The organism is Mycolicibacterium brisbanense (assembly GCF_001570425.1).
In the GTDB taxonomy this organism is placed as follows: Bacteria; Actinomycetota; Actinomycetes; order Mycobacteriales; family Mycobacteriaceae; genus Mycobacterium; species Mycobacterium brisbanense.
In genome coordinates, this window is the sequence record NZ_BCSX01000053.1 from 129,800 (window position 1) to 154,921 (window position 25,122).

25 protein-coding genes are annotated in these 25,122 nt (G+C 68.3%); 16 read left to right on the plus strand and 9 right to left on the minus strand.

Annotated features, from left to right (window positions below):
• The first annotated feature begins 82 nt into the window (after nucleotides 1-82).
• Complete coding sequence (locus RMCB_RS30805; RefSeq protein ID WP_029372364.1) at nucleotides 83-553, plus strand: winged helix-turn-helix transcriptional regulator; 471 nt, start codon at nucleotides 83-85, stop codon at nucleotides 551-553.
• Nucleotides 554-559: 6 nt separating this feature from the next.
• Here RMCB_RS30805 and RMCB_RS30810 read toward each other — a convergent pair whose 3' ends face one another.
• Nucleotides 560-943, minus strand: a complete 384-nt coding sequence (locus RMCB_RS30810) for an MmcQ/YjbR family DNA-binding protein (RefSeq protein ID WP_062831780.1) — start codon at nucleotides 941-943, stop codon at nucleotides 560-562.
• 24 nt (nucleotides 944-967) lie between these two features.
• Between RMCB_RS30810 and RMCB_RS30815 the strand changes: the two genes are divergently transcribed.
• Entirely contained in the window at nucleotides 968-1,912 is a 945-nt protein-coding gene (locus RMCB_RS30815) for a DUF389 domain-containing protein (RefSeq protein WP_062831781.1), read from the plus strand.
• Here RMCB_RS30815 and RMCB_RS30820 read toward each other — a convergent pair whose 3' ends face one another.
• Nucleotides 1,913-2,677, minus strand: coding sequence for a GAP family protein (locus tag RMCB_RS30820; protein WP_062831782.1), 765 nt, complete (start codon nucleotides 2,675-2,677; stop codon nucleotides 1,913-1,915).
• 160 nt (nucleotides 2,678-2,837) lie between these two features.
• Here RMCB_RS30820 and RMCB_RS30825 point away from each other — a divergent pair, with 160 nt between their 5' ends.
• From RMCB_RS30825 to RMCB_RS30860, 8 genes are all read left to right on the plus strand, one after another.
• The gene (locus RMCB_RS30825) at nucleotides 2,838-6,239 is read left to right on the plus strand and encodes a transglutaminase family protein (protein WP_062831895.1); all 3,402 of its coding nucleotides are present in this window, start codon (nucleotides 2,838-2,840) and stop codon (nucleotides 6,237-6,239) included.
• Entirely contained in the window at nucleotides 6,239-8,917 is a 2,679-nt protein-coding gene (locus RMCB_RS30830) for a circularly permuted type 2 ATP-grasp protein (RefSeq protein WP_062831783.1), read from the plus strand. Before RMCB_RS30825 ends, RMCB_RS30830 begins: the two co-directional genes overlap by 1 nt.
• Nucleotides 8,914-9,822, plus strand: a complete 909-nt coding sequence (locus RMCB_RS30835; protein ID WP_062831784.1) for a transglutaminase family protein — start codon at nucleotides 8,914-8,916, stop codon at nucleotides 9,820-9,822. The genes RMCB_RS30830 and RMCB_RS30835 overlap by 4 nt, the downstream gene beginning before the upstream one ends.
• Nucleotides 9,815-10,831: a zinc-binding metallopeptidase family protein gene (locus tag RMCB_RS30840; RefSeq protein ID WP_062831785.1), complete on the plus strand. Its 1,017-nt coding sequence runs from the start codon at nucleotides 9,815-9,817 to the stop codon at nucleotides 10,829-10,831. The genes RMCB_RS30835 and RMCB_RS30840 overlap by 8 nt, the downstream gene beginning before the upstream one ends.
• Before the next feature lie 159 nt (nucleotides 10,832-10,990).
• Complete coding sequence (locus RMCB_RS30845; protein WP_062831786.1) at nucleotides 10,991-11,845, plus strand: DUF3097 domain-containing protein; 855 nt, start codon at nucleotides 10,991-10,993, stop codon at nucleotides 11,843-11,845.
• A gap of 9 nt (nucleotides 11,846-11,854) precedes the next feature.
• Entirely contained in the window at nucleotides 11,855-13,207 is a 1,353-nt protein-coding gene (locus RMCB_RS30850; protein WP_062831787.1) for a replication-associated recombination protein A, read from the plus strand.
• Nucleotides 13,208-13,283: 76 nt separating this feature from the next.
• Nucleotides 13,284-13,634, plus strand: a complete 351-nt coding sequence (locus tag RMCB_RS30855; RefSeq protein WP_029372379.1) for an ArsR/SmtB family transcription factor — start codon at nucleotides 13,284-13,286, stop codon at nucleotides 13,632-13,634.
• Nucleotides 13,631-14,104 (plus strand): SRPBCC family protein, encoded by a 474-nt coding sequence (locus RMCB_RS30860; protein WP_062831788.1) that lies wholly within the window; start codon nucleotides 13,631-13,633, stop codon nucleotides 14,102-14,104. The genes RMCB_RS30855 and RMCB_RS30860 overlap by 4 nt, the downstream gene beginning before the upstream one ends.
• A gap of 10 nt (nucleotides 14,105-14,114) precedes the next feature.
• Here the strand turns inward: RMCB_RS30860 and RMCB_RS30865 are convergent, their stop codons facing one another.
• Together RMCB_RS30865 and RMCB_RS30870 are read right to left on the minus strand one after the other, a co-directional pair.
• Entirely contained in the window at nucleotides 14,115-14,420 is a 306-nt protein-coding gene (locus RMCB_RS30865; RefSeq protein ID WP_029372382.1) for a GlsB/YeaQ/YmgE family stress response membrane protein, read from the minus strand.
• Nucleotides 14,421-14,501: 81 nt separating this feature from the next.
• On the minus strand, nucleotides 14,502-15,122 hold the full coding sequence (locus RMCB_RS30870; RefSeq protein ID WP_062831896.1) for a hypothetical protein: 621 nt from the start codon (nucleotides 15,120-15,122) through the stop codon (nucleotides 14,502-14,504).
• A 116-nt stretch (nucleotides 15,123-15,238) separates the two neighbouring features.
• Between RMCB_RS30870 and RMCB_RS30875 the strand changes: the two genes are divergently transcribed.
• From RMCB_RS30875 to RMCB_RS30895, 5 genes are all read left to right on the plus strand, one after another.
• Complete coding sequence (locus RMCB_RS30875; protein WP_029372384.1) at nucleotides 15,239-15,640, plus strand: secondary thiamine-phosphate synthase enzyme YjbQ; 402 nt, start codon at nucleotides 15,239-15,241, stop codon at nucleotides 15,638-15,640.
• A 115-nt stretch (nucleotides 15,641-15,755) separates the two neighbouring features.
• Nucleotides 15,756-18,446 carry an alanine--tRNA ligase gene (alaS, locus tag RMCB_RS30880; protein WP_029372385.1) on the plus strand — a complete coding sequence of 897 codons (2,691 nt, stop codon included), beginning with the start codon at nucleotides 15,756-15,758 and terminating at the stop codon, nucleotides 18,444-18,446.
• A 4-nt stretch (nucleotides 18,447-18,450) separates the two neighbouring features.
• A complete protein-coding gene (gene ruvX / locus RMCB_RS30885) occupies nucleotides 18,451-18,981 on the plus strand; it encodes a Holliday junction resolvase RuvX (protein WP_029372387.1) in 531 nt (176 codons plus the stop codon).
• Nucleotides 18,974-20,221, plus strand: a complete 1,248-nt coding sequence (locus RMCB_RS30890) for an endolytic transglycosylase MltG (RefSeq protein WP_062831789.1) — start codon at nucleotides 18,974-18,976, stop codon at nucleotides 20,219-20,221. Before ruvX ends, RMCB_RS30890 begins: the two co-directional genes overlap by 8 nt.
• Before the next feature lie 13 nt (nucleotides 20,222-20,234).
• Nucleotides 20,235-21,050, plus strand: coding sequence for a shikimate dehydrogenase (locus RMCB_RS30895; RefSeq protein WP_062831790.1), 816 nt, complete (start codon nucleotides 20,235-20,237; stop codon nucleotides 21,048-21,050).
• 2 nt (nucleotides 21,051-21,052) lie between these two features.
• Here RMCB_RS30895 and RMCB_RS30900 read toward each other — a convergent pair whose 3' ends face one another.
• Nucleotides 21,053-22,033, minus strand: coding sequence for an NAD-dependent epimerase/dehydratase family protein (locus RMCB_RS30900; protein ID WP_062831791.1), 981 nt, complete (start codon nucleotides 22,031-22,033; stop codon nucleotides 21,053-21,055).
• Between the two features lie 90 nt (nucleotides 22,034-22,123).
• Between RMCB_RS30900 and RMCB_RS30905 the strand changes: the two genes are divergently transcribed.
• Complete coding sequence (locus tag RMCB_RS30905; protein WP_072278580.1) at nucleotides 22,124-22,549, plus strand: A24 family peptidase; 426 nt, start codon at nucleotides 22,124-22,126, stop codon at nucleotides 22,547-22,549.
• A gap of 74 nt (nucleotides 22,550-22,623) precedes the next feature.
• Here RMCB_RS30905 and RMCB_RS30910 read toward each other — a convergent pair whose 3' ends face one another.
• Genes RMCB_RS30910 through RMCB_RS30925 form a run of 4 tightly spaced genes read right to left on the minus strand, consistent with a single transcriptional unit; the run spans nucleotide 22,624 to nucleotide 25,068 of the window.
• Entirely contained in the window at nucleotides 22,624-23,199 is a 576-nt protein-coding gene (locus RMCB_RS30910) for a carboxymuconolactone decarboxylase family protein (RefSeq protein WP_062831793.1), read from the minus strand.
• Nucleotides 23,196-23,510, minus strand: a complete 315-nt coding sequence (locus RMCB_RS30915) for a carboxymuconolactone decarboxylase family protein (protein WP_062831794.1) — start codon at nucleotides 23,508-23,510, stop codon at nucleotides 23,196-23,198. Before RMCB_RS30915 ends, RMCB_RS30910 begins: the two co-directional genes overlap by 4 nt.
• The gene (locus tag RMCB_RS30920) at nucleotides 23,507-24,721 is read right to left on the minus strand and encodes an RNA polymerase sigma factor (RefSeq protein WP_062831795.1); all 1,215 of its coding nucleotides are present in this window, start codon (nucleotides 24,719-24,721) and stop codon (nucleotides 23,507-23,509) included. The genes RMCB_RS30915 and RMCB_RS30920 overlap by 4 nt, the downstream gene beginning before the upstream one ends.
• Nucleotides 24,718-25,068 (minus strand): YciI family protein, encoded by a 351-nt coding sequence (locus tag RMCB_RS30925; RefSeq protein ID WP_062831796.1) that lies wholly within the window; start codon nucleotides 25,066-25,068, stop codon nucleotides 24,718-24,720. Before RMCB_RS30925 ends, RMCB_RS30920 begins: the two co-directional genes overlap by 4 nt.
• Nucleotides 25,069-25,122: the final 54 nt, after the last annotated feature.

Genomic DNA, 25,122 nt, shown 5'->3' on the forward strand with positions numbered 1-25,122 from the left:
GCCTCGTCGCTGAGTACTACTATCTATACTCAGATGTAACACCTAGGTTCAGTTCCAACAACCCAGAGATAGAGTGATGTGCATGACAGTCCTGCAGGGCGCGCTCGCCGACCGCGATGCCTGGTCGGCGGTGGGGCGCTGTCCGATCGAGAAGACGATGGCGCTGGTCGGCACCAAATCGGCGATGCTGATCATGCGCGAGGCTTACTACGGCACCACTCGGTTCGACGACTTCTGGCGGCGCGTCGGCATCACCAAGGCCGCGGCATCGGCGCGGCTGAGCGACCTGGTCGAAGCCGGTCTGCTGGAGCGCAGGCCCTATCAGGAACCGGGGCAGCGGGTGCGCGACGAATACGTGCTCACCCAGGCCGGCAAGGACTTCATGCCCGTGGTGTGGGCGCTGTTCGAGTGGGGGCGTCACCACGTGCCGAACGATTCGCCGCTACGGCTGGCCCACGCCGGCTGCGGTGCCGAGGCGACCGTCGAGATACGTTGCGAGGAAGGGCATCTCGTGTCACCCGAGGAACTCGTCGTCCGTATCGGTAAGGACTGACCGAAACTACCCCTGACCGTCAGCCAGAAACTTCTTCGCCACGGTCTTCGGCGCCTGTGTCAGCCATGATTCGGTGACCAACTCCGTCAGCTCGGGCACGTCAATTGCCGCCAGCCGCACCAGGATCGCGGGATAGCCGTCGAAATGCGGGGTGGTGAAGTAGACCTCGGGATTGTCCGCAATCAAGGCCCACTTGACGCCTTCGTCGGGAACCCGGGCGCCGAGAATGTCGCCGTCTGGCGCAGCGTCACCGAGCGCCTCGAAATCCGCCTTGCGCAGCGGCCGCTCCCAGGCCACGAGCTTCTTGCGCACCCGCCACGTTCGCGGCGCGGTCTCGTGGGTCTCGGGCAGGGCCGCGACCACCCGGGCCACGTCATCCCAGTCCGCCATGTGCCCGAACGATACTCTCGGGCCGTGCTGCACCTCCGTGTGATCGCGCCGGCCGAACTGCGCAATCCGGTACTCAACGTCCTACAGCGAGAGCCCGGTGTCACCCACATCGTGCTGCATCCCAATGCGGCCGTGGAGCCCGGCGGTGACGAGATCACGGCCGACATCGCCCGGGAAGCCGCCAATGACGTCGTGGAGCGGCTCAAGTCTCTCGATGTGCAGAATCTCGGCGCGATCACGTTGGAAGTGCTCGACACCGTGTTGTCCAGTGCGGCCTACCACGCCGAAGACGCCGCGGACGGCGACGCCGCCGACGCGGTGGTCTGGGACGAGCTGGTCGCGCGTACCCGCGACGAATCCCAATTGAACGTCACGTTCCTGCTGTTCTTGTGCATCGCGTGCCTGCTCGCCGCCGTCGGCGTGCTCACCGACTCTCCGGTCACCGTCGTCGGGGCCATGGTCGTCGGCCCCGAATTCGGGCCGCTCGCGGCGTTGGCCGTCGCACTGGTGCGCCGCCGCATGTCGCTGGCGCGCCGCGCTTCCGCGGCACTGCTCATCGGCTTCCCGGTGGCCATGGCCGTCACCGCAGGCGCGACGTTCGGGTTCGAGGCCTTGGGCTGGGTGCAACTGACCAGCACGCGCGAACTGCACGGGGTCGATTTCATCTTCCAGGTCGGGCCGTTCTCGTTCGTCGTGGCGCTGCTGGCCGGTGCGGCGGGAATGCTGTCGTTGGTGTCGGCGAAATCAGCGGCGTTGGTCGGTGTCTTCATTTCGGTCACGACGGTGCCCGCGGCCGGTTTCGCGGTGGTGGCCGCCACGATGGGGGACTGGGACATCGCGGCCCAGTCGGTCGCGCAACTTGCCGTCAACCTCATCGGAATCACGATTGCCGGCGTGCTGGTGCTCGCGGTGTACCGCCGGCTGCAAACGGCGAAAGAGTCCGGCGGACGACGGCCGGTCAGCGCATGATCACAGGTGGCTGATGCCCAGCCCCACGAAGAACGCCCCGACGGCGCCCGCGATCACCGCGACGACCAGGCGGTGGTGGATCTTCATCCAGGCATAGAGGCGTTCGACACCCGAGCGGGTCGCGTCGGGCGCGATCCAGAAACTCAGGATCGGCATCAGCGCGCCGGAGAACGCCACCACGTTGAAAGTCACCAGTGCGCTCAACTGCTGGCCGACCGCCGTGCCGGAGGTGAGCACGGCCGCGATGGCGCCCAGGTAGTACGGCGAGGGAATGCCGTTGCTCAGACCCAGCAGCCCCGCCGCCCACGCGGCCTCACCGCGCAACGCGGCCTTGATGCTCTCGGGCAGTTTCGAGATCACCGGCAGCGAGTCCAGCGTCGGCGGCTGAACTTGGTCTGCGGGTGCGTCCTGCGCAGGGGCGCCCTGGGAATCAGCGCCGACGCCGGCGGGCACGGCCACGCGCTTGTTGCGGACCCGGTGGAACAGCCGCTCCAGCAGGCCGGTGGCCGACAGCACCGCGATCAGGCCCGCCAGGACACCGATCGTGATCTCGATTCCGGGGTGCACTGTGCGGTCGCCGAGGGCGCTCTCCCGGAACACGAACACCACCGCCACGGCGACGGCCACGTTCGAGGTGAAGCCGGCGAGGAAGAACGGCAGCAACAACCGGACGGGCCGCGCGCGCGACACCATGTACGCGATCACCCCGATGCGCAACGGGTCGGTTGCGGCCACGAGGGCCATCACCAACACCGTGCTCCACATGCGGGCGGGCCCATCCTTTCCTCAGCTATGTCCTGCCGATTCAACCAGCGCGCGCTGGATGCGGCCCGTCCGGCATGCTCCGAGCGGCCCGACCGAGGCGGTTCGCGGGCCTGGTATCGCACGCCGTGCGGGGCGGTTCACCGTGTGGTGGGATCTGCGGATGGGGATCAAAGTCGCGCTGGAGCACCGCACCAGCTATACCTTCGACCGGCTGGTCGAGGTGCACCCGCACGTCGTGCGGCTACGTCCGGCGCCGCATTCGCGCACCCCCGTCGAGGCCTATTCCCTGACCGTCGAACCGGCCGACCACTTCATCAACTGGCAACAGGACGCGTTCGGCAATTTCCTTGCGCGCCTGGTCTTTCCGAACCGGTCCCGGAGCTTGACCATCACGGTGGGGCTCATCGCCGACCTCAAGGTGATCAACCCGTTCGACTTCTTCATCGAGGACTACGCCGAGACGTTCCCGTTCGAGTACCCGAAGGCGCTGCTCGAAGATCTCAAGCCGTACCTGAGGCCGGTGGACGAGTCCGGCGAGGGTTCCGGGCCCGGCGAGTTGGCGCAAGCCTGGGTGAGCAATTTCACGCTGCCGCCGGGGACTCGCACGATCGATTTCCTCGTGGCGCTCAACCGGGCCGTCAATGCCGATGTCGGCTACAGCGTGCGGATGGAACCCGGAGTGCAGTCGCCGGACGTGACGCTGCGCACCGGAATCGGCTCATGCCGCGACTCGGCGTGGCTGCTGGTGTCGATCCTGCGTCAAATGGGCCTGGCCGCACGATTCGTCTCGGGCTACCTGGTGCAGCTGACGTCTGACGTGGAGGCGCTCGACGGACCCTCCGGGCCTGCCGCCGATTTCACCGATCTGCATGCCTGGGCCGAGGTCTACGTGCCGGGCGCGGGCTGGATCGGGCTCGACCCCACCTCGGGCCTGTTCGCGGGCGAGGGCCACATCCCGTTGTCGGCGACGCCGCACCCGGAGTCGGCGGCGCCGATCACCGGAGCGATCGGGCCCTGTGAATCCACCCTGGACTTCTCCAATGTGGTGACCCGCGTGCACGAGGACCCCCGGGTGACGCTGCCGTACACCGACACGGCGTGGGCCGCGATCACGGCGCTGGGCGCGAAGGTGGATCAGCGCCTGGCTGACGGCGACGTGCGTCTCACCATGGGCGGCGAGCCCACCTTCGTCTCGATCGACAACCAGACCGATCCCGAATGGGCGACGGCAGCCGATGGCCCGCACAAACGCGAGCGCGCCTCGGCGCTGGCCGCGCGGCTCAAGCAGGTGTGGGCGCCCACCGGACTGGTGCAGCGCAGCCAGGGCAAGTGGTATCCCGGAGAACCGTTGCCGCGCTGGCAGATCGGACTGCTCTGGCGCACCGACGGCGAACCGCTGTGGACCGACCCCGCGCTGTTGGCCGACCCGTGGGCCGGCGGCCGCGCCGATACGCCCGCCGACGCCGGCTATCGCCTGCTGGCCGTGGTGGCCGAGGACCTCGGGCTGCCGCTCACACAGGTGCGGCCGGCGTTCGAGGATCCGCTGAGCCGGTTGGCCGACGCGGTCCGCCAACCCGCGGGCGACCCGGTGGCCGAGCATGACGATCTCGCGTCCGACAGTGCTGACGGCCGGGCGGCGTTGCTGGCCAGGCTGGAGGCGTCCATCGATGAACCGGCCGCCCACGTGCTGCCGCTGCACCGCCGCGCCGACGGCTCGGGCTGGGCCAGCGCCGACTGGAAGCCGCGTCGCGGCCGCATCGTGCTACTCGACGGCGACTCGCCGGCCGGCCTTCGGTTGCCGCTGAACTCCATCAGCTGGAAGCCGCCACGGCGCGCTGCGGACGCCGACCCACTGGAGGATCGCGGACCGCTGCCCGCCGGACCGCGGCAGCCCGCCACCGCCGAGGTCGAGGACGCCGACGACGCGCCGACCACGGCGCTGGTGGCCGAGATCCGGTCGGGCCACCTATACCTGTACCTGCCGCCCACGGAGACCCTCGACGACTTCGTCGACCTGGTGATGCGGCTCGAAGCCGCCGCGGCCAAGACCGGCACACCGGTGGTGATCGAAGGCTACGGCCCGCCGCCGGACCCCCGGATCACCTCGATGACAGTCACCCCGGACCCGGGCGTCATCGAGGTCAACGTGCCGCCGACCAAGAGCTTCAGCGACCAGTTGAGCCAGCTGCAGACCTTGTACGACGAGGCTCGGCAGGCTCGGCTCTCCACGGAGTCCTTCGACGTCGACGGGGGTCACGGCGGCACCGGCGGCGGCAACCACATCACCCTCGGTGGGGTGACACCGGCCGACTCGCCGCTGTTGCGTCGTCCCGATCTTCTGGTGTCGCTGCTGACCTATTGGCAACGGCACCCGTCGTTGTCGTACCTGTTCGCCGGGCGGTTCGTCGGCACCACCTCGCAGGCCCCCCGGGTCGACGAGGGCCGCTCCGAGGCGTTGTACGAGCTGGAGATCGCGTTCGCGGAGATCTCCCGGTTGACGCGTGACGAGACGGCCAGGCCCGATCATGGTCGCTCCGCAAGCGTCGCTCCCGATCAGGGTCGCTCCGCAAGCGTCGCTCCCGATCAGGGTCGCTCCGCAAGCGTCGCTCCGTGGGTCACGGATAGGGCCCTGCGCCACCTCCTCACCGACATCACCGGCAACACCCATCGCTCGGAGTTCTGCATCGACAAGCTCTACAGCCCCGACAGCGCCCGCGGCAGGCTCGGCCTGCTCGAACTGCGCGGCTTCGAGATGCCCCCGCATGTCCAGATGGCGATGGTCCAGTCGCTGCTGGTGCGCGCGCTGGTGGCCTGGTTCTGGGACGAGCCGCTGCGCGCCCCGCTGATCCGGCACGGGGCCAACCTGCATGGCCGATACCTGTTGCCGCACTTCCTGATCCAGGACATCGCCGAGGTGGCTGCCGATCTGCGGGCCCACGGCATCGACTTCGAGACCAGCTGGCTGGATCCGTTCACCGAGTTCCGGTTCCCGCGCATCGGCACCGCGGTGTTCGGCGGTGTGGAGATCGAATTGCGCGGTGCCATCGAACCGTGGAACGTGCTGGGGGAGGAGTCGACGGGGACGGGTACCGCCCGCTACGTCGATTCGTCGGTGGAGCGGGTGCAGGTCCGGGTGGTCGGCGCCGATCGCCACCGCTACATCGTCACCGCCAACGGCCACCCGATCCCGCTGCTGGCCACCGAGACTCCCGACGTCCAGGTGGGCGGGGTCCGGTACCGGGCCTGGCAGCCGCCAAGCGCCTTGCATCCGACCATCACAGTCGACACCCCACTGCGCTTCGAGCTCGTCGACACCGCCACCGGCACCTCGCGCGGCGGCTGCACCTACCACGTCGCGCATCCCGGCGGACGGTCCTACGACACCCCACCGGTCAATGCGGTCGAGGCGGAATCGCGGCGCGGCAGGCGGTTCGAGGCCACCGGCTTTACCCCGGGCACGCTCGATCTGTCCGATATCCGGGAGAAGCAGGCCCGCCAGTCCACCGATGTGGGCGCGCCGGGCATCCTGGACCTGCGGCGGGTGCGTACCGTTCTGCAGTAATGGTTCTTCGCGCAAACGGCTCGCCGGACGCCGCTACCGGTGGTGTGAGCACCGATGTCGACGGTGTGCTCGCCAGGTATCGCCGTACCCGGGCGCAGCAGGCGCTGTTCGAGGTCCGCGGTGCCCGGCCCGGCACCGGCTACGACGAGTTTCTCGACGCCGCGGGCAACGTCCGCCCGGCCTGGCAGGAGCTTGCCGAATGCGTCGGGGAGCGGGGCCGCGACGGGCTCGACAGCTTGCGCAACGAGGTCCGTGGCCTGGTCGACAACGACGGGATCACCTACATCCAGGTGGATCGTCACGGCGAGGCGGTCACGGAGCCGGACGGCACGACGATGCCCGGCCCATGGCATCTCGACGCGCTGCCCATGGTGATCTCGGCGGCCGACTGGGACACGCTGGAATCGGGTCTGGTCCAGCGGTCCCGGCTGCTCGACGCGGTGCTCACCGACCTCTACGGTCCCCGGCGGTCGATCACCAGCGGCACACTGCCCGCCCAACTGCTGTTCGCCCACCCCGGCTACGTGCGCGCCGCGCGCGGCATCGAAGTGCCCGGTCGGCACCAGCTGTTTCTGCACGGCTGCGACATCAGCCGCAGCTCGGACGGCTCGTTCCTGGTCAACGCCGACTGGACGCAGGCCCCGTCGGGAGCGGGTTATGCACTGGCCGACCGGCGGGTGATCGCCCACGCCGTCCCGGACCTCTACGAGCGCATCGGGCCGCGGCCGGCCTCGCCCTGGGCGCAGGCGCTGCGCCTGGCCCTGATCGATGTCGCACCCGAGGCGGCCGAGGAACCGGTGGTCGTGGTGCTCAGCCCCGGTATCCATTCCGAGACGGCCTTCGATCAGGCGTATCTGGCCAGCATGCTGGGTTTTCCCTTGGTGGAGAGCACCGACCTGGTGGTACGCGACGGCAAGCTCTGGATGCGGTCGCTGGGCACCCTCAAACGGGTGGACGTCGTCCTGCGCCGCATCGACGCCGACTACGTCGATCCTCTGGACCTGCGACCCGGTTCGCGGCTGGGCGTGGTCGGGCTGGTCGAAGTGTTGCGGCGCGGCGCGGTGAGCGTGGTGAACAGTCTGGGCAGTGGTGTGCTGGAAAGCCCCGGGCTGCTGCGGTTTCTGCCTCAGTTGGGCCAGCTGCTGCTGGGTGAGACCCCGCAGCTGCAGACCGCCCCGGTGTACTGGGGCGGTATCGACGTGGAACGATCGCAGCTGCTCGCCAAGTTGACGTCGCTGATGATCCGCTCTGTCGACGGGGCCGAGTCGATCGTCGGGCCGACGCTGTCGACCGCCCAGCGAGACACCCTGGCCGCCCGCATCGAGGCCGCACCGTGGCGTTGGGTGGGCCAGGAGCTTCCGCAGTTCTCTTCGGCACCAAGCGATTACCGGTCCGTCGGGTTGTCCGCGGGCAGTGTGGGGATGCGGCTGTTCACCGTCGCGCAGCGTGGTGGTTACGCGCCGATGATCGGCGGCCTGGGGTATCTCATGGCCCCGGGGGTCGCCGCGTACCGGATGAATACCGTTGCGGCCAAGGATATCTGGGTGCGCTCCCCGGCACGGGTAACTGCTGAGAAGATCCCGACCGCACCTGCCGAGCTTGCCGTGACGACGATGACGCCGAGCCGGACCGGGGCGGTCAGCTCACCGCGCGTGCTTTCGGACCTGTTCTGGATGGGCCGCTACGCCGAGCGGGCCGAGCAGATGGCCCGGTTGCTCATCGTCACCCGCGAGAGGTACCACGAATACCGTTACCGGCAGGACACTCCGGAAAGCCAATGTGTGCCAGTGTTACTCGCGGCCGTGGGGACCATCACCGGTACCGACACCGGAGCGGGCGGCGACGACCACGAGACCATCGCCGTCGCGCCGACCACTCTGTGGGCGGTCACCGCCGACCGGCACAGGCCCGGTTCGCTGGCCCAGTCGGTGGAGCGGTTGGGGCTGGCCGCCCGCTCGGTGCGCGACCAGATGTCCAACGACACCTGGATGGTGCTGGCCGGAGTGGAACGTGCGGTGTTGCGTGCGTCGGCATCCCCGCCGGACTCGCAGACCGCAGGCGAGACGTACCTCGCGACAGCGCACAGCCGCACGTTGTCGGGCATGCTCGCGCTGTCGGGCGTGGCCGCGGAGTCCATGGTGCAGGACATCGGCTGGAGCCTGATGGATGTCGGTAAACGCATCGAGCGCGGGCTGGGTCTGACGGCGCTGCTGCGGGCCACCCTGACCCAGGTGCGCAGCGCGGGAGCCGAACGCACGGTGACGGAATCGACTCTGGTGGCCTGCGAATCGTCGGTGATCTACCGGCGGCGCAACCCCGGGCTGGTCAGCGTCGCGGCGCTTGCCGAACTGATGTTGTTCGACCCGCAGAATCCGCGCTCGCTGGTGTACCAGCTGGACCGGCTGCGGGCCGACCTCAAAGCCCTTCCGGGAGCACCGGGTTCATCGCGATCCGAGCGCATGGTCGACGAGATCGCCGTGCGGTTGCGCCGGTTCGATCCGGCAGACCTGGCGATCGCAACGGCCGACGGCGTGCGATCCGAACTCGCCGAACTGCTCGACGGGATGCACAGCGATCTGCGGGACCTCTCGGGCGTCATCACCGCCGCGCACCTCTCGCTTCCCGGTGGTATGCAGCCGCTGTGGGGGCCCGACGAAAGACGGTTGGTGCCATCATGACCGAACCCGCAACGCGTCGCTACGACATCACCCACCGCACCGTCTACCGCTATTCCGACGATGTCACGAGTTCCTACGGTCGCGCGTTCCTGACCCCGCGCGAACTACCTTGGCAGCGGCGGCTTTACCACGAGCTGACGATCGACCCTGACGCCGCCGACAGCTCGACCAGCCGCGACGCCTACGGCAACATCAGTTCCTACTTCCACGTCCTGCAGCCGCACCGCACGCTGAGCATCACCGCCCGATCGGTGGTGGAGGTGGACCCGCCGGGGCCCGAGCGTTACGCGGGCGGTTCGGCTCGGGCGCCGTGGGAGATCGCCCGGCCGGTCGGTGGTGACGGCGCACTGGCCACCGAGTTCACCCTGGACCTGCAGCCTCCGGAAATCACCGACGCGGTACGCGATTATGCCGCACCGAGTTTCGTTCCGGGCCGGGCGCTGATCGACGTGCTGCGGGATCTCAACGCACGGATCTTCACCGACTTCACCTACCGGTCCGGGTCCACCACCGTGTCCACCCAGGTCACCGAGGTGCTCCAGGCGCGGGAAGGTGTCTGCCAGGACTTCGCCCGACTGGCCATCGCCTGCCTGCGAGCCAACGGCCTGGCTGCCAGCTACGTCTCCGGCTACCTCGCCACGGACCCGCCGCCCGGCAAGGAACGCATGGTCGGCGTCGACGCCACGCACGCCTGGGCGTCGGTATGGACCCCGCAGAACGTGTGGCTCGGGCTGGACCCCACCAACGACCAGATGGTCGACGAACGGTACATCGTCGCGGCTTTCGGCCGCGACTACGCCGACGTGCCGCCGCTGCGCGGCATCATCTACACGGATTCGGAGAGCAGTGTGATCGAGGTATCGGTCGATGTGGCACCGTACGCGGGAGGTGTGCTCAGTGCGTGACTTCAACTGCCCGACCTGTGGCCAGCGGTTGGCGTTCGAGAATTCGCTGTGCCTGTCGTGCGGCAGCCCGCTGGGGTTCTCGCTCGACGACATGGCGCTGCTGGTGATGACCGACGACAGTCCGCATGCCGGGGCCGTCGACGAGCACAAGTATCAACTGTGCGCGAACATGCATGTGGCTCAATGCAATTGGCTGGTGCGCATCGGCGGTGATCCGCTGTGCGCGTCGTGCGCGCTGACCCGCACCCGGCCTGCGGACACCGACGCCTCGGCCTTGGCGGCGTTCGGCGAAGCCGAGATGGCAAAGCGCAGGCTGATCGCCGAACTGCACGAACTGCGGCTGCCGATCGTCAGCCGCAGCGAGGACCCGCAGTTCGGGCTGGCGTTCGACCTGCTCTCCAGCGCGGCTGAGCAAGTGATGACCGGACACCAGAACGGGGTCGTCACCATCGATCTCGCCGAAGGCGACGACGTGCACCGCGAGCAGTTGCGCATCGCGATGGACGAGCCATACCGCACGCTGCTCGGACACTTCCGCCACGAGATCGGGCACTACTACTTCTATCGGCTGATCGCCCCGTCGGCCGACTACGGTGAGCGGTTTCGCGAGTTGTTCGGCGACCCTGACGCGGACTACCAGGAGGCGCTGGACCGGCACTACGCCGAGGGCGCCCCGGCGGGCTGGGAGGACACCTACGTATCGTCCTACGCCACGATGCATCCCGCCGAGGACTGGGCCGAGACCTTCGCCCACTATCTCCACATCCGCGACACGCTCGACACCGCGGCGGCATTCGGATTCGCCCCGGCCGGGGCGACCTTCGAGCGACGGGTGTTGGGGCCGAGCGGTTTTGACACCATCATCGACATGTGGCTGCCACTGGCCTGGGCGCTGAACATGGTCAACCGGTCGATGGGCCACGCCGACCTGTACCCGTTCGTGCTGCCGCCGGCGGTACTGGAGAAGATGCGATTCGTGCACACCGTCATCGACGAGGTCACTGCCTGACTTCCCCCGCCGAGCAGACGTGAAAGTCCGCGACACGCGGCGTTTCCGGTACCGCAATGTCTGCTCGCCGGAGAAGGGGGAGCCGCACGGCTTAACAGCACGGTCACGACGGCATGTCGCAGCCGCGTTCCTGCCGTCGGCGTTCTTAGGATCGCCCGCGTGACTGATCGCTACGGTTCCGACATCCTGTCCCGAAACCCGCACACCCCCAAGCTGACCCGGTCCACCGAGCAGCCCGCGGAAAAGGGCCTGGTGGTCGAGGACGCGCAGAGCGGCTATGTGGGCGCCGTGGTGCGCATCGAGGGCGGCCGCGTCGAACTCGAGGACCGCAGAGGCAAGGTACGGGCGTTTCCGCTGGGCCCCGGGTTTTTGATCGACGGCAAACCGGTGATTCTCACTGTCCCGAAGCGGACAACCGCGCCGGCCCGGACGGCGTCGGGTTCGGTGGCCGTGGCGGGCGCCAAGGCTCGCGTGGCGCTGGCCAGCCGCATCTATGTCGAAGGGCGCCACGACGCGGAGCTCGTCGAGCAGGTGTGGGGTGCCGACCTGCGTATCGAGGGCGTCGTGGTCGAGTACCTCGGCGGCGTCGACGATCTGGCAGGCATCGTCGAGGAGTTCGCGCCAGGACCCGGCCGCCGATTGGGTGTGCTGGTCGACCACCTGGTGACCGGCTCGAAGGAGGCCCGCATCGCCGAGGCGGTGCGGCGCGGCCCCGGCGGCGAGCACACCTTGGTGGTCGGCCACCCGTTCATCGACATCTGGCAAGCAGTCAAACCGGCCCGGCTCGGCATGACCGCCTGGCCGGAGATTCCTCGCGGCACGGACTGGAAGAAAGGCATCTGCCAGGCGCTGGGCTGGCCGTACGCCACGCAGGCGGATACCGCGCGGGCCTGGCAGCGCATCCGCGCTCAGGTGCGCGACTGGAACGACCTGGAACCCGCCCTGATCGGCCGGGTGGAGGAGCTGATCGATTTCGTGACGGCGCCGGAGTCGCCCGACGACGCGGCGTGGTAAGCAGAACACGTGTCCGACAGTTTGTTCGATGTGCCCGGCGACGCGGGGCCCGGTGATCCCGGCGCCCTGGCCCCGCCCGGTGCGGGGTCGGCCGGCTCGTCGGCCCCGCTTGCCGTGCGGATGCGTCCGGCCAGCCTCGACGAGGTCGTCGGGCAGCAGCATCTGCTGCGGGCCGGTTCACCGCTGCGTCGGCTGGTCGAGGGGTCCGGCGCGGCGTCGGTGATCCTCTACGGACCGCCCGGCACCGGCAAGACCACGCTGGCTTCGCTGATCTCGCAGGCCACCGGGCGCCGGTTCGAGGCGCTCTCGGCACTGTCGGCCGGGGTCAAAGAGGTCCGTGCGGTGATCGACACGGCTCGCCGATCGGCCGTGCACGGCGGCCAGACCGTGCTGTTCATCGACGAGGTGCACCGCTTCTCCAAGACCCAGCAGGATGCCCTGCTGGCGGCGGTCGAGAACCGAGTGGTGCTTCTGGTGGCCGCGACGACCGAAAACCCGTCGTTCTCGGTGGTCGCCCCGCTGCTCTCGCGCTCGCTGATCCTGCAGCTGCAACCGCTGACCCCGCAGGACATCGAGAGCGTGCTGCGCCGCGCGATCACCGATCCGCGGGGTCTCGGCGGTGCGGTCGAGGTCACCGACGAAGCGGTCGACCTGCTGGTGCAGCTCTCGGCCGGTGATGCCCGGCGGGCCCTGACGGCGCTCGAAGTGGCGTCCGAGCCCGGCGAGCGGGTCACCGTCGAGATCATCGAGCAGTCGCTGGACAAGGCCGCCGTGCGCTATGACCGCGACGGCGACCAGCACTACGACGTGGTCAGCGCGTTCATCAAGTCGATGCGCGGTTCCGATGTCGACGCGGCGCTGCACTACCTCGCCCGGATGCTGGTGGCGGGGGAGGATCCGCGGTTCATCGCCCGGCGCTTGATGATCCTGGCCAGCGAGGATATCGGGATGGCCGATCCCACCGCCCTGCAGATCGCGGTGGCCGCTGCGCAGACCGTGCAGCTGATCGGCATGCCCGAGGCGCAGTTGACGCTCGCCCACGCGACCGTGCATCTCGCGACCGCGCCCAAATCCAACGCTGTGACGACCGCGCTCGCCGCGGCGATGGGCGACATCCGGGCGGGCAAGGCGGGGCCGGTGCCAGCGCATCTGCGCGACGGCCACTACTCCGGCGCGGCCAAGCTCGGCCATGCCGTCGGCTACCGGTATCCCCATGACCATCCGGATGGCGTTGTGCCGCAGCAGTATCCGCCCGACGATTTGGTCCTGGCGGACTATTACCAGCCGACCGGTCGGGGCGTCGAACGGGAGATCGCCACCCGGCTGGACAAGCTGCGCGCCATCGTGCGTCGCAAGCGCTGAAACCTCTTGACACCGTTACCGCGGTGCTTCTACCTTGGTAATCAACCAAATGATTGATCAACAGAAAGATTGATTATTGGCGAGTGACGACGACGGTGAGGTCACGTTGGACCGTGCCTTTCTGGCACTGGCCGACCCGGTGCGGCGGGCGATCGTAGCGCGACTGTCCCGCGGTCCGGCGACGGTCAACGAATTGGCCGAGCCGTTCGACATCACGAAACAGGCTGTGTCCAAACACATTCAGGTTCTCGAACAGGCCGGCTTGGTGACCCGTAGCCGCGACGCGCAGCGCAGGCCCGTCCACCTCGACCCGGCCGCGCTGGAGCGGTTGACCGCGTGGATCGACGGCTACCGACTGAATGCCGAACGCAGCTACCGGCGGCTGGACGCGCTGCTGGCCAACATCGAAGAGGAGGACACGAAATGACCAAGGCACTCGAGCTCACCGTCCCTGTCGACACCCTCGCCATGGAGTTCACCAGGGAATTCGATGCACCGGTCACGGCGCTGTTCCGTGCCCACGCGGAGCCGGACCTGGTCACCCGGTGGCTGGGTCCGCACGACATCACGATGACGATCGAGCACTGGGACTTCCGCACCGGCGGCGGCTACCGCTATGTGCATGCGCGGGCCGGCGAGCAGTACCGGTTCAACGGCGTGTTCCACACCGTGCGCGCGGACGAACTCATCATCCAGACTTTCGAATTCGAGGGCGCACCGGACATGGTGAACATCGAATTCATGTGGTTCGACGACCTTGGCGCCGGCCGCAGCCGGTTGCGCGGCCGCTCGATCTGCCCGAACACCCAAGCCCGGGACGCGTTGCTGTCCTCGGGCATGGAATCGGGCATGGTCGACAGCTACGAACGGCTGGACGCGCTGCTGCCGACGCCGTAGCCGACGAGCGCTATCGCATCAACCCCGAGCGTCGACCACCGAACAAGCCCCGCCGGCGGCCCATCAACGACGCCACCAGGGCCACGCCGAGTGCCGCGACGATCACCTGGACGAGCAGTTCGAGCCAGTCGACGCCGTTGGTGTCGGTCGGGATCCCGAGCGCCCGCGCGATGGCGGTGCCGATGAACGCCGAGACGATGCCCACCAGGATCGTCACGAGGAACCCGATGGGCTGCCTACCGGGCACCAGCAGACGGCCGATGAGGCCGATGACGATGCCGATCAGGATTGCGCTGACGATGCCGGTGATGGTCATTTCTCCTCCAAGGCTTGCGGACTGGGAGGGAGATACCCCGGCTGATGACACCGCAAACGGGTGCGTCAATTCAGCCCCGCATCAGGCCAGCTCTGGAACCCGCAGATGGGCCAGGACCAACTCGAACTCGCCGACGTCGAGTTGATCGGCTCCGAGATCCCGCAACCGGGTCGTGCGCAGCGACCGGGCCTGGTCACGGTTTTGGTCCATCGCCTCCTGGCTGCGGAACGTCGTCGACGACACCGCGCGTCCCGTGGTGCGGTCGAGCATCAGGCTGGCGCTGCAGAACCCTGCCAGATCGTCGAAGGCCGGCAGCACCGCGGACCGGTAGTAGTCGATGGCCCTGTCGAAGAGTTCCGGACGCGTCTGCAACCAGGTGGCCCGCACGCAAGCTCCCGGAGCGGCGTACTGCTCGCGGTGCACCACCGCGATCTCCCACTCGTCGATCGTCGCGGTGCCCGCGAAAGCCTCGGCGGCTCGATGCCGGATCGGTGCCAGGATCGGCGCGCTGGCCTGCATCGCGTCAAAGGAACGCCAGGCCGTGGTGGCGATGCAGCGCCCGGATTCCCGGTCCACCATCAGAGACAGGCCGACACACCCGTCGACCGCATCGACGGCGGGCATGACCTCGTCGCGAACATGTGCGATACCTGCGTCGATGGCCTCGCGGTGCGCCGTGATCGTGGTAGAGCGTGCGAACACGATCCACCCCCTCTTGTCGGGGCAGCGCCCCGGTGGCGCCACCGGTTCCATCACCACCATCCTCCGCGGCATCACGACATGCAATGGCTGGCAGGGCGACTCGTAGGCTGGGACAAATGGACACTGATGTGATCGACGTCGACACCGCACGGCGCCGCATCGTCGACCTCACCGACGCGGTGCAGGGCTTCTGCGGCGGACGCGGAGACGGGTTGTGCAACGTATTCGTGCCGCACGCGACCGCCGGGGTGGCGATCATCGAGACCGGTGCCGGCTCCGACGACGACCTGATCGACACGCTCGAGCGACTCCTGCCGCGCGACGACCGCTACCGGCACGCACACGGATCCTTTGGCCACGGCGCCGACCATGTGCTGCCCGCGCTGGTATCTCCGTCGGTCACGGTGCCGGTCCAGGCCGGCCGGCCGCTTCTCGGGACCTGGCAAAGCGTCGTGCTGGTCGATCTGAACCGCGACAACCCGCAGCGGTCGGTACGCCTGAGTTTTCTCGGGGCCTGACCAGCGCTGTTCAGGGCGACCGCGCTGACCGGTAATGTAAGGCGGTCGAATTATTCGCAGTGAACGCCGACCGGTACCCACAGCGACCATCTACTAAGACGAGGGCAGAGGCGACGTGCAGACACACGAGATCAGGAAGCGCTTCCTCGATCATTTCGTGAAAGCGGGCCATACCGAGGTGCCGAGCGCATCGGTCATCCTCGACGACCCCAACCTGCTGTTCGTCAACGCGGGCATGGTCCAGTTCGTGCCCTACTTCCTCGGGGCCCGCACGCCGCCGTGGGACCGCGCGACCAGCGTGCAGAAGTGCATCCGGACGCCCGACATCGACGAGGTCGGCATCACCACCCGGCACAACACGTTTTTCCAGATGGCCGGCAACTTCTCGTTCGGCGACTACTTCAAGAAGGGCGCCATCGAGCTGGCGTGGACCCTGCTGACCAACCCGGTCTCCGAGGGCGGCTACGGATTCGACCCGGAAAGGCTCTGGGCCACCGTCTATCTCGATGATGACGAGGCCATCGGCCTGTGGCAGGAGGTGGCCGGGCTGCCGCTCGAGCGCATCCAGCGCCGCGGCATGGCCGACAACTACTGGTCCATGGGCATCCCGGGGCCGTGCGGTCCGTGTTCGGAGATCTACTACGACCGCGGGCCCGAATACGGCATCGACGGCGGGCCCGAGGCCAACGAGGACCGCTACATCGAGATCTGGAACCTCGTGTTCATGCAGAACGAGCGTGGTGAGGGCACCTCGAAAAACGACTTCGAGATCCTCGGCCCGCTGCCGCGCAAGAACATCGACACGGGCATGGGCGTCGAGCGCATCGCCTGCCTGCTGCAGGGCGTGGACAACGTCTACGAGACCGACCTGGTGCGTCCCGTCATCGACCTGGTGGCCGCGATCGCTCCGCGCGGCTACGGCGTCGGCAACCACGAAGACGATGTGCGCTACCGCATCATCGCCGACCACAGCCGCACCGCGGCCATCATCATCGGCGACGGGGTCAGCCCCGGCAACGAAGGCCGCGGCTACGTGCTGCGCCGGTTGCTGCGCCGCATCATCCGCGCGGCCAAGCTGCTCGGTGTCGAGGAGCCCATCATGGGCCGGCTGATGGCCACTGTGCGCGACGAGATGGGCCCGTCCTACCCGGAACTGGTCACCGACTTCGAACGCATCAACCGCATCGCCGTCGCCGAGGAGACTGCGTTCAACCGCACCCTGGTCTCGGGTTCGCGCCTGTTCGACGATGCCGCGGCCGCCACCAAGCGCTCAGGTGCCACGGTGCTGTCCGGCAACGACGCGTTCACCCTGCACGACACCTACGGTTTCCCCATCGACCTCACCCTCGAGATGGCCGCGGAGGCGGGCCTCACGGTCGACGAAGCGGGGTTCCGCACGCTCATGGCCGAGCAGCGGGCACGGGCCAAGGCCGACGCAGCGGCCCGCAAGCAGGCCCACACCGACCTCACCGCCTACCGCGAACTGGTCGACGCCGGCCCGACCGAGTTCACCGGCTTTGACGAATTGACCTCTGAGGCAAGGATTCTCGGCATTTTCGTGGACGGCAAACGGGTTCCCGTGGTCGGCCACGAAGGCCTCGAGGCCGATCGGGTCGAGCTGATCCTCGACCGCACACCGTTCTACGCCGAATCCGGTGGGCAGATCGCCGACGAGGGCGCCATCACCGGAACCGGAAGCTCCGAGACGGCCCGGGCCGCCGTGACCGACGTCCAGAAGATCGCCAAGACGCTGTGGGCGCATCGCGTCAACGTCGAGTCCGGCGAGTTCGTCGAAGGCGACACCGTGGCCGCCGCGGTCGATCCCAAGTGGCGCCACGGTGCGACGCAGGGGCACTCCGGCACCCACATGGTGCACGCGGCGCTGCGACAGGTACTGGGTCCCAACGCTGTCCAGGCCGGCTCGTTGAACCGGCCCGGCTATCTGCGGTTCGACTTCAACTGGCAGGGCGCGCTCTCCGAAGACCAGCGCTCACAGATCGAAGAAGTCACCAACGAGGCCGTCGAAGCCGACTTCGAGGTGCACACCTTCAACACCGAGCTGGACAAGGCCAAGGCCATGGGCGCCATGGCACTGTTCGGTGAGAACTACCCCGACGAGGTTCGCGTCGTCGAGATCGGCGGCCCGTTCTCGCTCGAACTGTGCGGCGGCACGCACGTGCACAACTCGGCGCAGATCGGCCCCGTGACGATTCTCGGCGAGTCGTCGGTCGGCTCCGGCGTGCGGCGGGTCGAGGCCTACGTCGGCCTGGAATCGTTCCGGCACCTGGCCAAGGAACGGGCCCTGATGGCCGGGCTGGCGTCATCGCTGAAGGTGCCCTCCGAAGAGGTCCCCGCCCGGGTGGCCACGCTCGTGGAGCGGCTCAAGGCGGCCGAGAAGGAACTCGACAAGGTCCGCCTGGCCAACGCCAGGGCCGCCGCCGCCAACGCCGCGGCCGGCGCGGAGCTCGTCGGCAAGGTCCGGGTGGTGGCGCAGCGGATGGCCGCGGGCATGTCGGGCGGCGATCTGCGCAGCCTGGTCGGCGACATCAAGGGCAAGCTGGGCAGCGACCCTGCCGTGGTGGCCCTGATCGCCGAGGGCGAGGGCGACTCGGTGCCGTTCGTGGTGGCCGTCAACGCGGCCGCGCAGGATCTCGGGTTGCGGGCCAACGACCTGGTGAAACAATTTGCCGCACCGGTGAACGGTCGCGGTGGTGGCAAGGCCGATCTGGCGCAGGGTTCCGGTAAGGGGGCGGCGGGTATCGACGCGGCGTTGGCCGCACTGCGTACCGAGATCGGCCGGAGCTAGCCCGGTGCCGAGCAGCGGGGAGAGGCTGCCGGACCGCCCGGGGGACGACGACCCCGGCCGCGGCCGACGTATCGGCATCGACGTGGGCACGGTCCGCATCGGCGTGGCCAGCAGCGACCCGGACGGTATTCTGGCGACGCCGGTGGAGACGGTATTGCGGGATCGGCGGGACCGGGCCGGCGGGAAGCATCTACGCCGGCTGGTCGGCATTGTCAGTGAGTACGAGGCCGTCGAGGTGATCGTCGGATTGCCGCGCACCCTCGCTGACCGGGCGGGCACGTCGGCGCTCGACGCCATCGACCTCGCCGATCAGCTGGCGCGTCGCATCACGCCGACGCCGGTGCGGTTGGCCGACGAACGCCTCACCACGGTCTCCGCCCAACGATCGCTGCGCGATGCGGGGGTCCGTGCGAAGGGACAGAAAGCGGTGATCGACCAGGTGGCCGCGGTGGGCATTCTGCAGAGCTGGCTGGATCAGCGGCGGGCAGTCCTCGCCGCGCGTGACGACGGCCGCGGAGAGGGCATGGATGTCTGACAAGTGGGGTGCTCATCGGGCGCAGCCCGTCGCGGTGGGACCACCGCGCAAGGGTATGAGCCGCGCTGAGCGGTTGCGTCAGGCCCGCATCAACCGTCGTCGACGCATGGCTCGCGCCGCATCACTGGGGCTGCTCATCGTCGTGGCCGTCGCCGCGGTGTTCCTCGGCTCGAAGCTGTGGCACAGCTTCTCCGGCGGCAACGGCAACGACTACGCCGGCGACGGCGTGTCCGACCTGGTGATCCAGGTTCACGACGGCGACTCCACCACCGCGATCGCCAAGACGCTGCACGACCACAAGGTGGTGGCCACGGTCAAGGCGTTCGTCGACGCGGCCCAGGGCAACTCCGCCATGTCGGAGATCCAGCCGGGCTACTACAAGGTGCGGACCGAAATCCCGGCGGCCAACGCCGTTGCGCGGCTGGTCGATCCGAGCAACCGCGTGGGCAAGCTCACCATTCCGGAAGGACGTCAGCTCGACGACATCGCCGACGTCAAGACCAATGCCGTCACAGACGGCATCTTCAGCCTGATCTCGAAGGCCTCATGCGTGAACCTCGACGGCGCTCAGCGTTGTGTGTCCGTCGACGACCTGCGTACCGCGGCCGGGTCGGCGCCCTTGGCCGCGTTGTCGATTCCGCAGTGGGCGGCCGGACCCGTGGGGGCGATGGGCGCCGACCATCGCCGGATCGAAGGTCTCATCGCGCCGGGCACCTGGAACATCGATCCGGCAGCGCCCGCGCAGTCCATCCTGTCGACACTGATCACCTCCAGCGCCACGGTGTACACCCAGGGCGGTCTGCTGGACACTGCCGCAGCCATGAACATGTCGCCCTACCAGATCCTCACCGTCGGCTCGCTGGTGCAGCGGGAAGCCAAGCCGCAGGATTTCTCCAAGGTCGCCCGGGTGATCTACAACCGGCTCGCCGAGCATCGCAAGCTGGAATTCGACTCCACGGTCAACTACTCCCTGGACCGCCAGGAGGTGGCAACCACCGACGCTGACCGGGCCAAGCCGACCCCGTGGAACTCCTATGTCCGCGAAGGGCTTCCGCAGACCCCGATCTGCTCACCGGGCGCCGAGGCACTGGACGCCGCCGAGCATCCCGCGCCGGGGGACTGGCTGTACTTCGTCACCATCGACATGCAGGGCACCACACTGTTCACCCGGGACTACAACCAGCACCTGGCCAACATCGAACTGGCACGCCACAACGGTGTCCTCGACAGTGCGAGATAGCGGGCCCGCCGCCGTGCCCGATAGGCGGCCCGCCGCTCTGCGCAAGGCCGCGGTCCTCGGTTCACCGATCGCCCACTCGCGGTCTCCCCAGCTGCACCTGGCTGCCTACCGGGCGCTGGGTCTCCCAGCCTGGACCTACGAGCGCATCGAGTGCACGGCCGAGCAACTGCCGACACTGGTGTCCGGGCTCGGGCCCGAATGGGTCGGCCTGTCGGTCACCATGCCCGGCAAGTTCGCCGCCCTGCGGTTCGCCGACGAGCACACCGAACGCGCCCAGCTGGTCGGTTCGGCGAACACGCTGGTGCGAGTGCCCGGCGGCTGGCGGGCGGACAACACCGACGTCGACGGTGTGACGGGCGCGCTCGGCACGGTCGCGGGTGCGGCGATCGTCGTCGGCTCCGGTGGTACCGCCCCGGCCGCGGTGTTCGCTCTCGCCGAGCTCGGCGCCAAGCGGATAACCGTGGTGGCCCGCAACGCCGACAAGGCCGCACCGCTCGTCGAACTGGCGCAGGGACGTGGCGTGGAGAGCAATTGGTGTGCCATCGACGGCCCCGGACTCGGCGACGTGGTCGCCGGCTGCGCCGTCGCGGTCAGCACCATCCCCGCTGATGCCGCCGCGCCGTACGCCTCCGTGCTCGCCGGGGTGCCGCGGCTCCTCGACGCCATCTACGACCCGTGGCCGACACCGCTGGCCGCGGCGGTCCACGCGGCCGGCGGCGAGGTGATCAGCGGCCTCCACATGCTGCTGAACCAGGCCGTCACCCAGGTGGAACTCTTCACCGGGCTGACCGCGCCCAAGGACGTCATGCGGGCCGCTCTGTTCGGCTGACGCTACGGCTGGAACTCACCGAGGTGGTAGGTGCTGTACACGTAGTCCTTGGAGCCGACGAGTCGCGCCATCGGTGTGCGCGCGGTGCCGTCGGTGGACACCACTTCTGAGATCGCAGTCAGATCGAATCGTGGTTGCCAGCCCAGTTCCTCGCGGGCGCGGGCGTTGTCGTAGACGCGGTCCAGGCTGCTGGGGAAACGCCAGCCGCGCTCGGCCCACACTGCTGCGGCCCGAGGTGCTCGCCGCGTGAAAACCGAAGCGGCGTCGGTCCGCAACTGAGACAGGTCTTCTCGGCGGAACGGTGTGGTCGCCGAAATGATGTAACGACCGAAGCCGATTCGTTCAGCCGCGTCCGCGGCGAGCAGATGTGCCTCGACAGCGTCCTCGAGCGCGACGCGTCGATACGCGTACTCATCGGCTTTCACGTTGTCGTCGGTGCGGCCGTCATGGGCCTCAGGTCGGTCGTCGGCCTCCGGAAAGAAACGCGCGACCCGCAGTACGACGCACGGCAGGCCCTGGTTGCGGTGCGCCAGTTGGCACAGATCCTCGGCGGCGGCCTTGGTGACGCCGTACATGTTCTTGGGCACCGGCGTGACGGATTCGTCGATCCAGGCCGCCGGAGACGTGGGAGCGGGCACCAGTGCGTCACCGAAAACTGTTGTGGATGAGGACATGACGAACGCGCGGACACCCGCAGCGATGGCTGCCTCCAACAGCGTCAGCGTGCCGGTGATATTGGTGTCGACAAATGCCTGCCCGGGGACGAAGGCCAGCTGAGGTTTGTGCAAGGTGGCTGTGTGCAGCACGACGTGTACGCCGGACATGGCCTGGCGCACCCGTTCTGCATCGGTGATCGAGCAGACGACGTCGGTCCACTCGGATGGCCGCATGTCCAGACCGAGAACGTCGGCATGACGCGCCCGCAGCGTGCGTACGAGTGCCTCTCCGAGATGTCCTGAGCTTCCGGTCACCAGAACGCGCATGGCTTCGACTGTGCCACGTTCGCGCAACTGGTTTTCCGCCAAGGACAATTCCTGCGTTCGGTGGGCTGCGGCGCTGGTTAGGCTCGGTGAGTGGGGGTGTTGGCTGTCGGGGTGACCGTGGTCTGGCTGCTGGTGCTGTGTGCCTACGACATCAGGCAGCGGCGGCTGCCGAACTGGCTGACACTGCCGGGCGGCACGGTAATCCTGGCTGCTGCAACATGTTTCGGTCACGGTGCGGCAGCGGTCGCGGGCGCCGCCGCATTGGTTGTCGTCTACCTGCTCGTGCATCTGGTCGCGCCGGCCGCACTCGGTGGCGGTGACGTCAAACTCGCCGTCGGTGTCGGTGCGCTGACCGGAGTGTTCGGGCCCGACGTGTGGTTGCTCGCGGCGTTGGGCGCACCGCTGCTCACCGCCGCGTTCGCGTGCGCTGCGGCAATCCGCGGCATACCGACTGTGCCGCACGGACCTTCGATGTGCATGGCGAGCGCGGCGGCCATCGGGCTGGTGTTGGCGTAGCCCGCCGAACGTGAACGTGTTGGCGAAGATTCGGCCAGATCTCGCGAACACGTTCACATTCGGCGGCCGGGGAGTCAGCGGTATCCGCGTTTGAGCAGATGCTTGGCGCCGGCCTCCATCGCCGCGGGGGTGGCGAGGTCGAAATCGAAGGCATTGGCCAGCCGCGCGGTGATGTTGAACGCGAAGCCCACGGCGAGGGCGTCCTTGAGCTGGGCGGGTGTGACCCCCGCGGACAGTGCGTCGCGGATGTCGTCCTCGTCAACGGTGTCGGCCTGAGACAGCTTGCCCAGCAGGCGAAGTGTTGCCCGCAGTGGCTCTTCGACGGGTGCGGTGTCGAGATCGGCGAGGGCGGCGGTGACCTTGTCCGGATCGCCGTACCACTGGCCCGAGGTCGCGGTGTGCGCGGCGACGCAGAACGGCGACGTCACGGCATGGGCGATGTAGGCCGCCATGAGTTCACGATCGCCGACCGACCACTCCGACGGGCCGCGCATGGCTTCGTGGGTGAGATCGCCTGCGCCGTAGAAGTCCTTGCGGTACAGCGCGAGCTTGACGGCGTCGACCACCGGTTGGCGTGAGACGACGCGGATCATGCCCAGCAAGGCTTTGGTGCCCAGCCCGTGTCCGTTGTCCAAGATGTCGAGCCTCATCGCCGATCGCCTCCGGTCACACGGGTCAGCGCATCCAGTGCGCTGGTGTACTGACGGTCGGCCTGCCCTACCGCAGCGCAGACCACGATTTCGAAGATCTGGTCCTCGTCCAGGCCCGTCGAGCGGGCTGCGGCGATGTCGTCGTCGGTCACCGCATCCGAGTGGTGGGCGACTTTCTCGACCAGGCTACGTATCGGCTCGTCGAGGTCAGCGTTGTCGAAGGCATTCTGCCGCAGCAGTTTTGGTGCGGTGCCGGTGCTGCCGAGGATGCGGTCGATCAGCTCGGCACGTAGTCGGGTGATGTCGGTCATCGTTGATGTTCCTTTCGCTGGGCGCAGGCGATACGCGCGTGCAGGACCGCCTGTTCGGCGGGATTGCCGGTGAGTTCGAGGGCGCGCCGATCGGCAGTGCAGGCGGCCTCGGTGTCGCCGAGATCGCGCAGCAGATCGGCGCGCGTGGCGTGATAGAGGTGATAGTGGTCGAGATCGTCTGCGAGCACGTCCAATTCGGCCATGGCCGACGCGGGACCACAGCGGTAGCGCAGCGCGATGGCGCGGTGCAGCCGGGTGACCGGAGACGGCTGGAGGTGCAGCAGCATGTCGTACAGCAGGACGATCTGCTCCCAGTCGGTGTCCTCCCAGCGGCCGGCTTCGGCGTGGCAGGCGACGATGGCAGCCTGCAACTGGTACGGGCCGGGGCGTCGCTGCCCGGCAGCGCGGCTCAGCACGCGGACGGCCTGCTCGATGGCCTCGGAGTCCCACAGCGACCGGTCCTGGTGCTGCAGCTGGACAAGGTTGCCGTCCGCGTCGAAGCGCGCGGCGGCCCGCGCGCGGTGCAGGCGGATCAGCGCAAGCAGGCCGGCGACTTCCGGCTCGGTCGGCATCAACTGGTCCAGCAGCGACGCCAACCACTCGGCGTCATCGACCAGATCATGGGCCTGCGCGCGCTCCGCCGTCGACAGGTAGCCCTCGTTGAACAGCAGATAGATCACGGCGAGGACCTCCGACAGCCGCGGGCCCAGCTCATCGTCGGCGGGAACCCGGTAGGGGATCGCGGCCTGCGTGATCTTCTGCTTGGCGCGGGTGATCCGCTGCGCCATCGTCGTCTCGTGCACCAGGAACGCCCGGGCGATCTGCGCCGTGGTCAGCCCGCACACCACCCGCAGCGTCAAAGCGATCTGCGCCTGCCGCGGCAGCGCCGGGTGACAGCACGTGAAGATCAGCTGCAGCCGCTCATCGGGCTCGGGCTGCACGGGCCACTGCAGTTGGGCCAGTTTGGTCAGGTAGTTCTGTTCGCGCCGCAGCAGGTCGAGCGCGCGGCGGCGCGCGACGGTGAACAACCAGGCGTCCGGACGCGACGGGATTCCCTCCGCAGGCCAGTGGCGCAGTGCGGCCAGCACGGCGTCCTGAACCAGATCTTCGGCGGTGGCGAAGTCGCCGGTGACATGGATCAGCGACGCGGCCAGCCGGCCTGCGTGCTCGCGTACCACGTGGGCCAGCCGGTCATTGACCGCATCGGTCACATCGGCTCGAAGTCGATGGGACGGATCTCCACCACCGGACAGCCCGGCCAGGTCTTGGCGGCCTGTAGCGCCTCGTCCAGATCGTCGACCTCGATCTCGACGTAGCCGCTCACCACCTCTTTGCCCTCGACGAAAGGGCCGTCGTGAACGACCGGCTCGCCGCGGTCGAGGCGTACCGTCGTCGCGGTCTCGGCGGACTTGAGCTTGCTGCCGCCGCGCAACTTGTCGGCGTTACCGGCGAACCATTCGTTGACCCGCTCGTAGGCACGTTGGCGCTCGGCGTCGCTCATCGCCGCCATATCGCGCGTGAACTGTTCGGTTTCGACGAACATCAGTACGTATTTCATGAGCCCTTCTCCATGGTATTTGCGGTTTCTACAATCAAGACGATCGGCAGCGCC